This window comes from Salmonella bongori NCTC 12419, assembly GCF_000252995.1.
Classification (GTDB): domain Bacteria; phylum Pseudomonadota; class Gammaproteobacteria; order Enterobacterales; family Enterobacteriaceae; genus Salmonella; species Salmonella bongori.
In genome coordinates this window covers 1,398,703-1,415,150 of record NC_015761.1, presented here as the reverse complement: position 1 = coordinate 1,415,150, position 16,448 = coordinate 1,398,703, and the positions used below count along the sequence as shown (strand labels likewise).

Here is a 16,448-nt window from a genome sequence, read left to right as displayed (position 1 = left end):
GGTGTCGCACCTGCCGCACCCGGCTTTATTGCTCGCTATTTTGGCATCACCAGCCGGGCGGCTATCGTTTGACTTCGCAAATGGTGCTCGTCGTGAGCAATACGCTGTAACATGCGTTCAGCCAAAGTATAGCCAATTTCCCGCGCCGGCGTGCAGGCCCAGATAATCGGCAAGTCGTCGAGCGCCTGTTCTGCGACGTCAGCAAATGCCGCCAGCGACACCTGTTGTTCGAAATAGCGATCGACACCGCTCTCGCCGCTCTGTCGCCCTGCTCTCAATAACCCAAACCATGCCCCCATCGCAATGGTTTCGTTGTAGCAGACGACGGCGCTAATGGTCGGATTATAACGCAACAGCGCGGTAATACTTTCGGCGGCCCGTTTCTGACTGGAGACGCATTCCAGTACCCACTCGCTGTGAAACGGCAAACCATATTTTAGCAACGTCGCACAGTAGCCGCCTACGCGTTCCGCCCGGGTCAGGGAGGCGCTTTGCCCGCCCAGCCAGGCGATGCGCTGATGACCCTGACGAATAAGATATTCCGTCAGGAGTTGCGCCGCCTGCATATTATCGGGCCGAACGGTATCCGCATCATCAAGATAGCTGGCACGTGAGGCAAACACGAGCGGAATACCTTTTTTTTCGGCCTGCGTTCTCAGCGCTTCGCTGCAGCCAGCCGCACCGGCAATCACTACACCATCCACGCTCTGATTGAGCAACATCGTAAATCGTTGATTTAACTGTTCACCATCTTTCCCACCATGAAGAAGAAAGACCATGCGTCCCTGCGCTTCCAGCGCTTCTGTTAATCCTGCGGTTAATTCAGCATAAAACGGCGCCGATAAATCACGGACGATCAAACCGACAACACCACTTTGTCCGCCGCGCAACGCGGATGCCTGGCGGTTACGCACAAAGCCCAGTTGTTCAATTGCCGCGTTCACCCGCTCGCTGGTCGCCGCCGATATTCGGCCCTTCCCGCTCAGCACTAAGGAAACGGTGCTTACCGACACCCCGGCCGCCAGCGCAACATCATGGATAGTGATTTTTTTGGCAATAGCCATGTCAACAAAGCACTCCGGAATATACCAGATAAAACGTTTTATCTGATTACTACTTTTATACGCGTTATTATCAGTCAGTAATGTGATTAATGCCGCACTAAAATTGGGTAAAACGTTTTATCTTCTCGTCATCATAACCTCACCCCCGACTTTACTTACAAGGAATCGTTAGATGACGACGAACACCACGCCCAAAATAACGCTCTGGGAATTTTTCCAGCAATTAGGCAAAACGTTTATGTTGCCCGTCGCCCTGCTCTCATTTTGCGGCATTATGCTCGGTATCGGCAGCTCGCTCAGTAGTCACGACGTTATCACCTTGCTCCCGGCGCTGGGCAATCCGTTGCTACAGGCCATCTTCACCTGGATGAGTAAAGTGGGTTCTTTTGCCTTTAGCTTTCTGCCAGTGATGTTTTGTATTGCCATCCCGCTCGGTCTGGCCCGAGAAAATAAAGGCGTCGCCGCGTTTGCCGGATTCGTTGGCTACGCGGTAATGAACCTTGCGGTCAACTTCTGGCTCACGGCAAAAGGCATCCTGCCGACCACTGACGCAGTGGTGCTGAAAGCCAATAACGTACAAAACATTCTGGGCATCCCCTCAATCGATACCGGCATCCTCGGCGCCGTTATTGCAGGTATTATTGTCTGGATGCTGCACGAACGATTCCATAATATTCGTTTACCGGATGCGTTGGCCTTTTTCGGCGGCACGCGTTTTGTGCCTATCGTCTCTGCCGTCGTTATGGGCCTTATCGGGCTGGTTATCCCGCTTGTATGGCCGGTTTTTGCGCTGGGCATTAGTGGATTGGGCCATATCATCAACAGCGCCGGCAACTTTGGACCGATGATTTTCGGCACTGGCGAACGTCTGTTGTTGCCCTTTGGCTTGCATCACATTCTGGTGGCGCTGATTCGCTTTACCGAAGCGGGTGGTACGCAAGAGGTGTGCGGTCATACCGTCAGCGGCGCGTTGACCATTTTCCAGGCCCAACTCAGTTGCCCGACAACCCACGGCTTCTCTGAAAGCGCCACTCGCTTCTTATCGCAAGGCAAAATGCCGGCGTTTCTCGGCGGCTTGCCAGGTGCTGCACTGGCGATGTACCACTGCGCCCGTCCGGAAAACCGCCCTAAAATTAAAGGTCTATTGATTTCCGGTTTAATCGCCTGCGTCGTCGGCGGCACAACGGAACCTCTTGAATTCTTGTTCCTGTTCGTCGCGCCCGTGCTGTACGTTATTCATGCTCTGCTTACCGGACTGGGTTTTACCATTATGGCGATTCTCGGCGTCACTATCGGCAATACGGATGGCAATATTATCGACTTTGTGGTGTTTGGCATCCTGCATGGCCTGTCGACAAAATGGTATCTGGTACCGGTGGTGGCGGCGATTTGGTTTGCGGTTTACTACGTCATTTTCCGCTTCGCCATTACACGCTTTAACCTCAAAACACCGGGACGCGAAGTGGAAATCGCCGCCAGCATCGAAAAAGCCATTGCTGGCGCTCCTGGGAAATCCGGCTACAACGTCCCTGCCATCCTGGCGGCGTTAGGTGGTACAGAAAACATCGTGAGCCTGGACAACTGTATTACCCGTCTGCGTCTGTCGGTGAAAGATATGGCGCTTGTGGATGTCCAGGCGTTAAAGGACAATCGTGCAATAGGCGTAGTGCAGCTTAATCAGCATAATTTGCAGGTCGTTATTGGCCCGCAGGTTCAATCTGTAAAAGATGAAATGGTTGGTCTGATGAATACCGTTCAGGCATAAGGATGAGATATGTTCGATTTTTCACAGGAAGTTGACCGTCACGGTACATGGTGTACGCAGTGGGATTATGTCGCCGATCGTTTTGGCGAAGCCGATCTGCTCCCGTTTACTATTTCGGATATGGATTTTGCCACCGCACCGTGTATCCTGGAAGCGCTAAACCAACGACTTTCCCACGGCGTGCTGGGTTACAGCCGCTGGAAAAACGAAGCGTTTTTAGGCGCGATTTCCCGGTGGTTTGCAACACGTCATCAGACCACGCTTGATGCCCATGCCCTTGTATATGGCCCTTCCGTCATCTATATGGTATCGGAACTTATCCGCCAGTGGTCCGATGAAGGCGATGGCGTGGTAGTGCATACCCCTGCTTACGACGCTTTTTATAAAGCGATTGAAGGTAACCGTCGTCGCATCACCCCTGTACCTCTGGAGAAAGAAGGCAACGCATGGTATTGCGACATGGCAAAGCTGGACGCGGCGCTGGCACGTCCGGAAAGCAAAATCCTGCTGTTGTGCAGTCCACAAAATCCTACCGGTAAAGTGTGGACGCGTGACGAGCTTGAAACGATGTCCGGGCTGTGCGAGCGTCATGGTGTACGGGTTATTTCTGATGAAATTCATATGGATATGGTATGGGGAAGCCAGCCGCATATTCCCTGGAGCAATGTCGCGCGTGGCGATTGGGCACTGCTTTCCTCCGGCTCGAAAAGTTTCAATATTCCGGCATTAACCGGCGCATATGGCGTAATTGAAAATAGCGAAAGCCGGGAACGCTACCTGGCCGCATTAAAAGGCCGCGACGGCCTCTCCTCGCCTGCGGTGCTCTCCCTGACAGCGCATATTGCTGCGTATCAGCACGGCGCGTCGTGGCTGGATGCGTTACGCACGTACCTGGCAGACAATATGCGCTATATCGAGCAGACGCTGAATAACGCTTTTCCAACATTGAACTGGCAGGCGCCGCAATCGACCTATCTGGCCTGGATTGATCTCCGTCCGCTCGACATCGACGATCAAAAATTACAGGATACGCTGATTCACCGGGAGAAAGTTGCCATTATGCCCGGCGATACCTATGGCGCAGAGGGTCGGGGATTTGTGCGGCTGAATGCCGGATGTCCACGTACAAAACTTGAAAAAGGCCTCAACGGGTTAATTAACGCTATTCGTACTGTTCGCTGATATCCGCCACACCATAAAGAGGTTATGCCGTTTTATCATTCGACTGTGTCACATGAGAATGATAAAACGGCCAGATTGAGAGCAAAATACCTTTATAGAATACATTAAAGATCCCACAAACATAACGTTCCTGCCTGACGCATTTCTTACCCGGCCACGGATAACAGTATTTGAACGCAGGTATTTTATTTCCCTAAGGTAATATGTGGTTTTTATACGCGTCAGAATACCAGCCACATCTTTAACTCACATCACATGAGGCATCTGAAAAAGCACACCAGTGTATTGTGGAGATATAAATTCATATAAAACAAACAATTATACATTTTATCCAATTTAAGACAGCCATAACAAAAACCCTAAAATTTCCTGTATCATCCGCTCAAATAAAATTTTATTTTAAATTATCTCTTCTATCCTTATTACAGGATTTAACGAACTTTATTTTAAACCTAAAGATTCGCAACCCAGCGTTGCGTCTCATTCTTGCGTGCTGAAAATGAAAATATCTAAAATTAATATTCTACTTAATGTGAGAAGTAAGATTATTGTCTGGTGCCAGATCATACTCCAGACAATATTTCCGCTTTTTACGGTTTTCCCGGCTCATGCGGCCTCTACTCAGCCTGAAGAGACCGCGACAACAACGCCCTATTCCCAACAATTAAGCGCCCTCGCCAGCGGTGCCGCTAATGGTTCTGATGGCATAAAAAGCGCGGCAACAACTATGGCAACCGGCGCGGCGGCCTCTTCTGTGGAGCAGTGGCTGAATCAATTTGGCACAGCACGCGTCCAGCTTAATGTCGATGATAACGGCAATTGGGACGACAGCGCTCTGGATTTATTGGTGCCGATTTATGACAATAAAAAATCGGTCCTCTTTACACAATTGGGGCTTCGCGCGCCAGACGGTCGCACTACCGGCAACGTAGGCCTGGGCGTGCGTACATTTTATCTTGAGAACTGGATGTTTGGTGGTAACGTCTTTTTTGACGACGATTTTACCGGTAAAAACCGCCGCATTGGTTTTGGCGCGGAAGCCTGGACTAACAACCTGAAGTTATCGGCTAATACCTATATTGGCACTACCGACTGGCACAGCTCACGGGATTTCGATGACTACAACGAAAAACCGGCGGATGGTTTTGATATCCGCGCCGAGGGCTATCTTCCTGCTTATCCACAGTTAGGCGCAAAATTGATGTACGAACAATACTATGGCGATAAAGTCGCTCTGTTCGACACCGATCATTTGCAGAACAATCCTTCCGCCATCACGACGGGCATCAGTTATACTCCGATTCCGCTGGTACAACTGGCGCTAAACTATAAACGCGGCCAGGATTCAATGGACGACACGCAGTTGCAGGCGAACTTTCGCTATGATTTTGGTCATGACTGGCGTTACCAGATCGATCCGGACAATGTCCGGATTCAGCGTAGCCTGGCGGGCAGCCGCTACGATCTGGTGGAGCGTAATAACCAGATTATTTTGCAATACAAAAAGAAAGAACAGCAGAGTGTCAGCAACCTTAACCTGCAGGTAACGGTAGACAACAGTCCGTCAGACGGTCTGACACCGGACACCGCACAGGTCCAGGCCACAGATAAGGATGGCCAACCGGTTCGTAACGCCGCGATTACCTGGACCACCACCGGTACGGCAAAAATCGCCGCCCCGACCAGCGTGACAGACGACAACGGGATTGCCACGGTAAATTACACCGACACGGTCGCCGAGGTAGTGAACATCACCGCGAAAAGCGGTGCGGTGGTCGCCAGCCAGAATAGCCGTTTTAACACGGTGACCGTCAGCAATATCGCCCTGAAAATCACTCGGGATAACAGCATAGCGGACGGACAAGCGACTGACCAGGCCCAGGCCACTGTCACTGACGTTAATGGCCGGGCCATCGCCAATAGCCCGGTAAGCTGGAGCGTGGGTGCGCCAGGCACCCTGAAAAATGCCGGCGCCACCACGGATGCCAATGGACAGGCGACAGCAGAGTTCACCTCTACAATGGCCGGCGCGGTGTCAGTCACCGTGACTGCGGGAGATAAAAGTGCCTCCGGCCAGGGACATTTTGCCGCGAATGCCGCCACCGCCATGATCGATACGATGAATGTGACTCGCAATAACAGCCCGGCGAACGGTACATCGGCAAACCAGGTCACTATCACGGTGAAAGACAGTAACGGCGCGCCGGTAGGCAATGCGAACGTCTCCCTCAGCGCCGACAAGGATACCGTTGTCTTCGGCGCGGCGACGGCCAGGGCAAAAGCCACGGCGGAAAAATCATTTCATACTGACGCCCAGGGGGCGCTCACCGTCGGTTTCACCGATACAGTAGCAGAGACGGTAGTTCTGACTGCCTCGCTGGATAACGGCAATACAAAAACAGCGGCGGCAAATTTTGTTGCCGATAATAAAAGTGCGGTGTTGCAGGATTTAAAAGTTACATCCGATGGCGCACCAGCAAACGGTTCAAACGCCAATGTGGCCGAAGTTTATGTAAAAGACGCACAAGGTAACCCTATAGCCAATATGGAAGTAAGCTGGAGCGCCGACAAGTCGACAGTTAAATTTGCCTCCGCGTCAAAAACAGATGCCACCGGTAAAGCAACCGTCAACTTTACCGATACCGTTGCAGAAAACCCGGTCATTACCGCCAGTTTATCTGATGGCAGCACGCTAAGCGCGCAAAGCAAATTTATCGTTGACTCAGCCAGCGAAATTATCAGCACCCTAACCGCCACAAGTGATGCTATCGCTGATGGTACGGCGACTAACCAGGCAACGGTAACCGTCGTGGACAGCAACAAAAATCCCGTACCAAACGCTGATATTACCTGGAGCATTGATGGTTCAGCAAAACTCCAGGCCGTTTCCGGAAAAACGGATACGAAGGGTACACTGACGGTGAAATTTACCGATACAAAAGCCGAGACCGTGACGATAAAAGCGCAGCTGGAGAATGGAAATAACCAGACTCAGCGCTCTTCGTTCACGGCGGATAAAACAGCCGGCATCCCGACGGTTATAATGACGACGAATAATAGCCCGGCAAATGGGACAACGCCCAATGTGGCGCAGGTTACGGTTAAAGATGAGAATGGTAATAGTGTACCAGGCGCCACTGTCACCTGGAGTGTCAATGGCTCTGCAAAAATAGCCTCAGCCAGCAGTAGCAAAACGGACGCGAATGGACTGGCAACGGTGAATATCATCGATAAAACAGCGGAAACCGTTCAGGTTATCGCTACGCTGGAAAATGGTAAATCAGGTGCCGCGGATAGTGTTTTTGCCGTTTCTGCCACCATTGCCCTGACAATCAAATCCGATAATGCCGCCGCATCGGGAAAGGATGAAAATAGCGTAGTCGCCCAGGTCACTGACGCGAACGGAACGCCTCTGGCAAACCAGACGGTGACATGGGAAGTTTCGGGAGGAGCCAAACTAAAATCCTCCAGCAACATGACGAACAGCGAGGGGATGGCGACAGCAGCCTTGACGGATACCACGGCGGAAACCGTGACTGTCTCGGGTTCTACGGGCAACAGTACTGACAGTATCACGGTGACTTTCAGGCATACGATTAACCTTAACCTGGCGGTGACCGTCGATAACCATACCTCCGGCGGCTGGCAAAACCCGAATTATGATACCGCAACGCTCACGGTGACGAATGAGAGAGGCGAGCCGGTACCTGATGCCAGCGTGACCTGGAATATCCCGTCTAAAGGGATAATCATTGATGGCGTTACGCAAAAGACGACGCAAAAAGACGGAAGCGCGACGCTGGGTCTGGGATTCAATGACTATGGCGAAGCGACAGTCAGCGCGACGGTCAATAATATGAGCTCCAACAGCGTTACTCTTCACGCGCCCTATGTCGCAGTGACCACTCAGCCAAGCCTTGACTTACCCTTCAGTAGCGAAGTTGTCGCCACCGAAGCACCTGACGGTTTTTCAGTGCCCGTTAAACCGTGGATGGATATGTATACCTCAGATTCGGTTCAGTGTTCGATGGTCTATACCATGGGAACCGCATCAGAAACGGACTGGACGAGCCCGGTACAAAAAGTCAATTATGGTGAAAACACCACTGTGGTCATCCCGCAAGAGGCGTTGAAATCGCTTGGGGAAATCCACGGAAGCTTTGGAGCAAGATATTACATTGAATGTATGGTGATTGCGGCCAATGGACAGCAATCCTCACATTCTTCAAGCTGGGAATTAACGGTGTATCCTAAGATGCGATGACTAAGGCAAGCCACATGCATTGACAGGGAGAGTGTTAGAGAATAATACCATCTTTCTAACACTCCCTCCGCGATATGGCGGTGAATATCGCCACTATGTCTATTTTTACAATGCAATAGCTCAGTTTTCGCAAAATTTTTAGAGGATTACGGATCTGTAGTATAATGGTGCGCACTTTATTCAAAATTGAGTGCGACCATGATTGATATTACTCTGCCTTTAACTGACATCCACCGCCACCTTGATGGCAACATTCGCGCCCAAACTATTCTGGATCTTGGCCGCCAGTTCAATATTGCCCTACCCGCACAAACGCTGGAAACGCTAATCCCACATGTTCAGGTCACCTCAACCGAACCTGATTTAGTGAGTTTTCTGTCTAAGCTCGATTGGGGCGTAAAAGTCCTGGCCTCGCTTGACGCCTGCCGTCGCGTGGCTTTTGAGAATATTGAAGATGCGGCGCGTAACGGCCTGCATTACGTCGAGTTGCGCTTTTCGCCAGGCTATATGGCCATGGCGCACCAGCTACCGATCGCAGGCGTAGTTGAAGCCGTTATCGACGGCGTACGGGACGGCTGTAACGCGTTTGGCGTCGAGGCACGGCTTATCGGCATTATGAGCCGCACCTTTGGCGAGGCGGCCTGCTTACAGGAACTTGACGCATTGCTGGCACACCGTGAAAAAATTACCGCGCTGGATTTAGCTGGCGATGAGCTGGGCTTTCCCGGTAGCCTGTTCCTGTCACACTTTAACCGGGCACGCGATGCTGGCTGGCATATTACTGTCCACGCCGGCGAAGCCGCAGGGCCGGAAAGTATCTGGCAGGCGATTCGCGAGCTGGGAGCTGAACGTATCGGACATGGCGTAAAAGCGGTTGAAGATCGTGCGTTAATGGATTTCCTTGCGCAACAACGCATCGGTATTGAGTCCTGTCTGACCTCGAATATTCAGACCAGCACCGTCGCATCGCTGGCCGATCATCCGCTCAAAACCTTCCTTGAGCATGGCGTTCTCGCCAGCCTGAATACGGACGATCCAGCCGTTCAGGGCGTAGATATCATTCATGAATATCACGTTGCCGCGCCAGCAGCAGGGTTAAGCCGCGAACAGATCCGCCAGGCACAAATTAACGGTCTGGAGATAGCTTTCCTGAGCGATGCAGAAAAACGTGCCCTGCGCGAGAAAGTAGCCGCGATGTAAGATTACCTCCTCGAAATTAATGCTATCTCTCCGCCTGCGATTAAACGCTATCCCAGGCGGAAAAATAGTGTAAATCAGGCCAGACACAGCGTCGCACGATGTTTTGCCGACTCAATGCCCAGTTCAATCAACTCCATGATTTGGATCGCCTGACTTGCTGGCACAGGATTTTCACCCTTGCCATTCAACGCATCACGGATAGCGGCATAATACGCCGGATAATTTCCCGGCAGCGTAAGCCAGGGCTCTTCTTTGCGTGTCTCCCCCTCAACCAGCGTCAATATACCGTCACGCATGTCATATCCCCAGTCTTCCTGCGGCAAGCGCTCGCCATTTTTTAACCGTTCTTCCTGCGGATCAAGACCATACTTTACATAGCTGCCGCGCGAACCGTGAACGATGTATCGCGCCGACTCTGCCGCGGCAAGCATCGTTCCGTGTAAAATTACGCGTCGCTGGGGATAAGATAGAATCGCGTGGAAATAATCTGTGGATTGCGCACCCGGGCGTAGTTGCGCTAAATCCACCGTCATGCTGACCGGCAGGCCAAAAAGGTGAACAGCCTGATCCAATAAATGCGGCGCCAGATCGTACCAGATACCGCTTCCCGGTCCACCTTGTTCACGCCAGCGGTCACGCACCTGAGGCCGAAAACGATCGAAATGAGATTCGAACGACGACACCTCACCGAGCACGCCGTCTGCCAACAACGCTTTAAGCGTCAAAAAATCGCTGTCCCAGCGACGATTGTGGAAAACAGAAAGCACCCGGCCAGTACTTCGTGCAAGCGCCTCTAATTCTCGCGCCTGTGACAGTGTCACGGTAAAAGGTTTATCTACTACCACATGTTTACCCGCTTCCAGGGCGGCTTTAGCCAACGGGAAATGGGTATCGTTGGGCGTCGGGATTACAATCAGGTCAATGTGCGGATCGTCAAATAAATGGCGGGGTTCGGCGACCACGGTCACAGCCGGCCAGTCTGCTTTTACTTTTGTTTCATCGCTGCTGGATACTGCTGCGAGCTCTAACCCTGGCGTACCCATAATTAAGGGCGCATGAAAGGTTTTACTGGCATAACCGTAACCTATTAAACCAACGCGGATTCTGTCACTCATTTCACTGCCTCCGGTTTAAGATATCGCTATTCCACACCATCGCACGATTAGCCGCAATAGCCTCCTGGCCGACCATGCTGCACCAGACGGCTTACATGTGGCATAACAGAGTCTGAAATCGTTCCCATCCCCTTGCCGATAGTTCGTTAGGCAAGTAATATTTACTGCCTGTGTTTATGGATAAATCAAAGCAAATGTCATCAATAATGAATCGTCTTATTGAATTAACAGGCTGGATAGTTCTCGTTATCTCGGTCATTCTTTTAGGTATTGCTAACCATATTGACAATTACCATCCACCGGAGCCCGTAGCTTCTGTTCAGAAGAAGTAGACGTCAAATAACGTAAAGGCGTTTTCACACAGTCTTTGCCAAACCTGTCGGGAAAAGTCAAAAATCGTCCAAAAAAACGTAATATGCTCTATCATGGTCTGACGTTTATTGCCTGTTGTAGTAAAGCGCGTTAACCTTTCGCCCCAGGCGCCATGTGGCGCCTGATTCTTTACCGATAAGAATATTCCTGTTTTACCTGCACCCCTGACCACTATCTGGTGCAATTTTGTTTATTTTTTATCAGTGACTACTCCGTTGGCATTATATTTAATATGGATCAACTTTTATGACTGTTCAGGATTATCTATTAAAATTCCGCAAAATTAGTTCACTCGAAAGTCTGGAAAAACTGTTCGACCACCTCAATTACACCCTTACAGATGATATGGATATCGTTAATATGTATCGTGCTGCGGATCATCGCCGTGCCGAACTGGTTTCCGGGGGACGCTTGTTCGATGTAGGTCAGGTGCCGCAGTCTGTCTGGCGTTATGTGCAATAAAGAAAGTAGCGTTTAATGCTAAAAACCTTATAATATTTGCCCCAAAATGAGCGGCATGGCCGTTAACGCGTGTAACTCCGGAGAAGATATGACCACAACACCGCCACAACGAATTGGAGGCTGGCTTCTTGGCCCGTTAGCCTGGCTGTTAGTCGCGTTGTTGAGCGCCTCGCTGGCGTTATTGCTCTACGTTATGGCGCTTGCCACGCCGCAAACGTTAAAAACGCTGAGCGGACAGGAAACCACTAATTTACTGCTATGGGGCATCTCATTTATTACTGCTATCGCCATGTGGTACTATACCCTGTGGTTAACGATCGCATTCTTCAAGCGCAGACGCTGCGTGCCGAAGCATTATATTATCTGGCTACTGGTGTCAGTTCTACTGGCGGTTAAAGCATTTGCCTTCTCGCCCGTATCAGACGCCTTTGCCGTTCGCCAGTTACTTTTTCCGCTGTTGGCAACGGCACTGATAGTGCCTTATCTCAAACGTTCAGTGCGTGTCAAAACAACGTTTGTTAATCCGTAATAACCCTACAGTTAACCTGTTGTCGCCTGTTGCAGTTTGACAGATAATAGGCGGCTTTTTTATTTCAGGCCGAATAATGACTGATTACTTGCTGCTCTTTGTCGGAACTGTACTGGTCAATAACTTTGTACTGGTCAAGTTTCTGGGCCTTTGTCCCTTTATGGGCGTATCCAAAAAACTGGAAACCGCCATGGGGATGGGCCTTGCGACGACCTTTGTCATGACGCTGGCGTCGATATGTGCCTGGCTTATCGACACCTGGATACTTATTCCGCTTGACCTGATTTATCTGCGGACCCTGGCCTTTATCCTCGTCATTGCCGTGGTCGTACAATTCACCGAAATGGTGGTGCGAAAGACCAGCCCCGCGTTATACCGTCTGTTAGGGATCTTCTTACCGCTGATCACCACTAACTGTGCGGTTCTGGGGGTGGCATTATTAAATATTAATCTCGGTCATCACTTTCTTCAGTCAGCGCTGTACGGTTTTTCCGCCGCCGTCGGCTTCTCACTGGTAATGGTTCTGTTTGCCGCTATCCGCGAGCGTCTCGCCGTGGCGGATGTCCCTGCGCCTTTTCGTGGTAACGCGATAGCATTGATCACCGCAGGGTTAATGTCGTTAGCCTTTATGGGCTTTAGTGGTTTGGTGAAGTTGTAATGAATACTATCTGGATTGCCGTTGGCGCTCTGGCCTTGTTAGGTCTGGTGTTCGGCGCCATTCTGGGTTATGCCTCCCGCCGATTCGCGGTTGAAGATGATCCGGTTGTTGAAAAAATTGATGCCATCCTGCCACAGAGCCAGTGCGGACAGTGCGGCTATCCAGGCTGCCGTCCGTACGCCGAAGCGGTAGGTCTGCAGGGCGAGAAAATCAATCGCTGCGCGCCCGGCGGCGACGCCGTTATGCTGAAAATTGCGGAGCTGCTAAATGTAGAGCCGCAGCCATGCGATGGTGAAGAACAGCAGGCCGCACCGGTACGTATGCTGGCGGTTATTGATGAAAATAACTGTATTGGTTGCACAAAATGCATTCAGGCCTGCCCGGTTGACGCCATCGTTGGTGCAACGCGCGCCATGCACACGGTCATGAGCGATCTCTGTACCGGCTGTAATCTGTGCGTTGATCCGTGTCCGACGCACTGTATCGAATTACGTCCGGTCAATGAGACGCCCGACAGTTGGAAGTGGGATTTGAACACCATTCCCGTTCGCATCATTCCCGTGGAACACCATGCTTAACTTATTCTCCGCGTTTAGAAAAGATAAAATCTGGGATTTTGACGGCGGTATTCATCCGCCCGAAATGAAAAGCCAGTCAAACGGTACACCACTGCGTCAGGTGCCTTTAGCGCCGCGCTTCGTTATCCCCTTAAAGCAGCACATTGGCGCTGAGGGTGAGTTGTGCGTTAGCGTCGGTGATCGTGTGCTGCGCGGCCAGCCGCTCACCCGTGGACGCGGGAGAATGCTGCCAGTACACGCGCCCACCTCCGGCACAGTTATCGCTATTGCGCCCCACTCAACAGCGCATCCTTCGGCGCTGGCGGAGTTGAGCGTCATCATTGATGCCGACGGCGAAGACCGCTGGATTGAACGCGAGGGCTGGTCTGATTACCGCGCCCACAGCCGTGAAGCGCTCATTGAACGCATTCATCAGTATGGCGTCGCCGGGCTTGGCGGTGCGGGGTTTCCCACTGGCGTTAAATTGCAGGGCGGCGGTGATAAGATCACTACACTTATTATCAATGCCGCCGAGTGCGAGCCTTACATCACAGCGGACGATCGTCTGATGCAGGACTGTGCCGCGCAGATTGTGGAAGGTATTCGCATCCTGGCGCATATTCTGCAACCGCGTGAGGTCTTAATCGGCATTGAAGATAACAAACCGCAGGCTATTTCCATGCTGCGCGCCGTACTGTCTGATGCCCACGATATATCGTTACGTGTTATCCCAACCAAATACCCTTCCGGTGGCGCAAAACAGCTTACCCAGATACTGACGGGAAAACAGGTACCCCATGGCGGGCGTTCTTCTGATATTGGCGTACTGATGCAAAACGTCGGTACGGCTTATGCTGTTAAACGCGCCGTGGTTGACGGCGAACCCATAACAGAACGCGTCGTCACCTTAACGGGTGAAGCGGTAAGCCGTCCGGGTAACGTCTGGGCGCGGCTCGGCACTCCCGTTCGTCATTTACTTAACGATGCCGGGTTCTGCCCTTCCGCCGACCAGATGGTCATCATGGGCGGCCCGTTGATGGGATTCACCCTTCCCTGGCTTGATGTACCGGTCGTAAAAATCACCAACTGCCTGCTGGCACCATCCGTGACTGAAATGGGAGCGCCGCAGGAAGAGAAAAGCTGTATTCGTTGCAGCGCCTGCGCTGACGCCTGCCCTGCCGACCTTTTACCGCAGCAACTTTACTGGTTCAGCAAAGGACAGCAGCATGACAAGGCTACTGCTCACCATATTGCCGACTGTATAGAATGCGGTGCCTGCGCCTGGGTTTGCCCCAGTAATATTCCTCTCGTCCAGTATTTTCGTCAGGAAAAAGCGGAGATTAATGCAATAAGGCAAGAAGAAAAGCGTGCTGCCGAGGCGAAAGCACGCTTTGAGGCTCGTCAGGCAAGACTTGAGCGCGAAAAAGCCGCCCGCCTTGCACGACATAAGAGTGCCGCCGTACAGCCTGCGGCAAAAGATCAGGATGCCATTGCCGCAGCGCTGGCGCGGGTAAAAGAAAAACAGGCGCAGGCAATGCAGCCTGTTATCATTCAGGCTGGCGGGACACCGGATAATAGCGCCGCTATTGCAGCGCGTGAAGCGCGTAAGGCGCAAGCGCGCGCTAAACACGCCGGTCATCCGACGACTGACCATACAACCACCGGCGACGACCCGCGCAAAGCTGCGGTGGAGGCAGCCATCGCCCGCGCCAAAGCCCGTAAGCAGGAACAGCAGGCCGTAAGCGCGCCCGCCGAAACGGTCGACCCGCGTAAAGCCGCGGTGGAGGCAGCCATCGCCCGCGCCAAAGCCCGTAAGCAGGAACAGCAGGCCATAAGCGCGCCCACCGAAACGGTCGACCCGCGTAAAGCCGCGGTGGAGGCAGCCATCGCCCGCGCCAAAGCCCGTAAGCAGGAACAGCAGGCCATAAGCGCGCCCACCGAAACGGTCGACCCGCGTAAAGCTGCGGTGGAGGCAGCCATCGCCCGCGCCAAAGCCCGTAAGCAGGAACAGCAGGCCGTAAGCGCGCCCACCGAAACGGTCGACCCGCGTAAAGCCGCGGTGGAGGCAGCCATCGCCCGCGCCAAAGCCCGTAAGCAGGAGCAGCAGGCCGTAAGCGCGCCCGCCGAACCGGTCGACCCGCGTAAAGCCGCGGTTGCTGCGGCGATCGCCCGCGTTCAGGCAAAAAAAGCAGCACAGCAGCCGGTTGTTAACGAGGACTAAATGGTATTCAGAATCGCAAGCTCGCCTTATACCCATAACCAGCGCCAGACATCACGAATTATGTTGCTGGTGTTAATCGCCGCTCTACCGGGGATTGCCGCGCAGACGTGGTTTTTTGGTTGGGGAACGCTTTTCCAGATCGTTCTGGCTGCCGTCACGGCGCTCGTCGCTGAAGCCATTGTCCTGAGGCTGCGCAAACAATCGGTCGCCACTCATCTGAAGGATTATTCTGCGTTACTAACAGGACTTTTGCTGGCGGTCAGTATTCCCCCGCTCGCCCCCTGGTGGATGGTAGTATTAGGGACGGGATTTGCCATTATTATCGCCAAACAATTGTATGGCGGGCTGGGACAAAATCCCTTCAATCCAGCGATGATCGGTTACGTAGTATTATTAATTTCCTTTCCGGTACAAATGACAAGCTGGCTACCGCCATATGAAATAGCGGCAACGCCTCCCGGTATGCTGGATGCGCTATGGATGATTTTTACTGGCCATACCGCCAGCGGTGGCGATATGGCGATGCTACGTATAGGAATTGACGGTATCAGCCAGGCAACGCCGCTGGATACGTTTAAAACCTCTTTGCGCGCCGGGCATTCCGTTGAGCAAATCATGCAGTACCCGATATACAGCAGCGTGCTGGCTGGCGTAGGCTGGTTGTGGGTTAATATTGCCTGGCTTATTGGCGGTATATTTCTGCTGTGGAAAAAAGCGATTCGCTGGCATATCCCGGCCAGTTTCCTGTTCACGCTGGCGTTATGCGCCGCGTTAGGCTGGCTTTTTTCACCCGATACGCTGGCATCGCCGCAGCTTCATCTGCTGTCAGGCGCTACCATGCTGGGCGCGTTTTTTATTTTAACAGACCCGGTAACCGCCTCCACGACCAACCGGGGACGTTTAATTTTCGGTGCGCTGGCTGGGGTATTAGTGTGGCTGATTCGAAGCTTTGGCGGTTATCCGGACGGCGTTGCTTTTGCCGTCCTGTTAGCGAATATCACGGTTCCTCTGATCGACTACTACACGCGTCCCCGCGTCTATGGACATCGTAAAGGATAA

13 protein-coding genes are annotated in these 16,448 nt (G+C 52.3%); 11 read left to right on the top strand and 2 right to left on the bottom strand.

Annotated elements, in window-relative coordinates; genetic code table 11:
- Positions 1 to 35: 35 nt before the first annotated feature.
- On the bottom strand, positions 36 to 1,064 hold the full coding sequence (locus tag SBG_RS06700; RefSeq protein ID WP_000951923.1) for a Mal regulon transcriptional regulator MalI: 1,029 nt from the start codon (positions 1,062 to 1,064) through the stop codon (positions 36 to 38).
- A 172-nt stretch (positions 1,065 to 1,236) separates the two neighbouring features.
- On the opposite strand from SBG_RS06700, the gene malX reads away from it, so the two are divergent.
- The 4 genes from malX to add all read left to right on the top strand — a co-directional run bounded on the left by malX (position 1,237) and on the right by add (position 9,475).
- Complete coding sequence (malX, locus tag SBG_RS06695; RefSeq protein ID WP_000210762.1) at positions 1,237 to 2,829, top strand: maltose/glucose-specific PTS transporter subunit IIBC; 1,593 nt, start codon at positions 1,237 to 1,239, stop codon at positions 2,827 to 2,829.
- A gap of 9 nt (positions 2,830 to 2,838) precedes the next feature.
- Positions 2,839 to 4,011 (top strand): MalY/PatB family protein, encoded by a 1,173-nt coding sequence (locus SBG_RS06690; protein ID WP_000459422.1) that lies wholly within the window; start codon positions 2,839 to 2,841, stop codon positions 4,009 to 4,011.
- A gap of 499 nt (positions 4,012 to 4,510) precedes the next feature.
- On the top strand, positions 4,511 to 8,275 hold the full coding sequence (locus SBG_RS06685) for an inverse autotransporter beta-barrel domain-containing protein (protein WP_043942388.1): 3,765 nt from the start codon (positions 4,511 to 4,513) through the stop codon (positions 8,273 to 8,275).
- Between the two features lie 198 nt (positions 8,276 to 8,473).
- On the top strand, positions 8,474 to 9,475 hold the full coding sequence (gene add, locus SBG_RS06680; RefSeq protein ID WP_000565557.1) for an adenosine deaminase: 1,002 nt from the start codon (positions 8,474 to 8,476) through the stop codon (positions 9,473 to 9,475).
- Positions 9,476 to 9,549: 74 nt separating this feature from the next.
- Here the strand turns inward: add and SBG_RS06675 are convergent, their stop codons facing one another.
- On the bottom strand, positions 9,550 to 10,590 hold the full coding sequence (locus SBG_RS06675; protein ID WP_001283782.1) for an oxidoreductase: 1,041 nt from the start codon (positions 10,588 to 10,590) through the stop codon (positions 9,550 to 9,552).
- Between the two features lie 206 nt (positions 10,591 to 10,796).
- Between SBG_RS06675 and blr the strand changes: the two genes are divergently transcribed.
- The 7 genes from blr (at position 10,797) to rsxD (ending at position 16,448) form a co-directional block, all read left to right on the top strand.
- Positions 10,797 to 10,922, top strand: coding sequence for a division septum protein Blr (blr, locus tag SBG_RS21565; RefSeq protein WP_015702854.1), 126 nt, complete (start codon positions 10,797 to 10,799; stop codon positions 10,920 to 10,922).
- A gap of 286 nt (positions 10,923 to 11,208) precedes the next feature.
- Positions 11,209 to 11,424 carry a transcription modulator YdgT gene (gene ydgT, locus SBG_RS06670; RefSeq protein ID WP_000217946.1) on the top strand — a complete coding sequence of 72 codons (216 nt, stop codon included), beginning with the start codon at positions 11,209 to 11,211 and terminating at the stop codon, positions 11,422 to 11,424.
- Between the two features lie 88 nt (positions 11,425 to 11,512).
- A complete protein-coding gene (locus tag SBG_RS06665) occupies positions 11,513 to 11,953 on the top strand; it encodes a DUF2569 domain-containing protein (protein ID WP_000214062.1) in 441 nt (146 codons plus the stop codon).
- A gap of 76 nt (positions 11,954 to 12,029) precedes the next feature.
- Positions 12,030 to 12,611 (top strand): electron transport complex subunit RsxA, encoded by a 582-nt coding sequence (gene rsxA, locus SBG_RS06660; RefSeq protein WP_000133179.1) that lies wholly within the window; start codon positions 12,030 to 12,032, stop codon positions 12,609 to 12,611.
- The gene (rsxB, locus tag SBG_RS06655; RefSeq protein ID WP_001092591.1) at positions 12,611 to 13,189 is read left to right on the top strand and encodes an electron transport complex subunit RsxB; all 579 of its coding nucleotides are present in this window, start codon (positions 12,611 to 12,613) and stop codon (positions 13,187 to 13,189) included. The genes rsxA and rsxB overlap by 1 nt, the downstream gene beginning before the upstream one ends.
- Positions 13,182 to 15,389 (top strand): electron transport complex subunit RsxC, encoded by a 2,208-nt coding sequence (rsxC, locus tag SBG_RS06650; protein WP_000933240.1) that lies wholly within the window; start codon positions 13,182 to 13,184, stop codon positions 15,387 to 15,389. Before rsxB ends, rsxC begins: the two co-directional genes overlap by 8 nt.
- Positions 15,390 to 16,448 carry an electron transport complex subunit RsxD gene (gene rsxD, locus SBG_RS06645; RefSeq protein ID WP_000231895.1) on the top strand — a complete coding sequence of 353 codons (1,059 nt, stop codon included), beginning with the start codon at positions 15,390 to 15,392 and terminating at the stop codon, positions 16,446 to 16,448.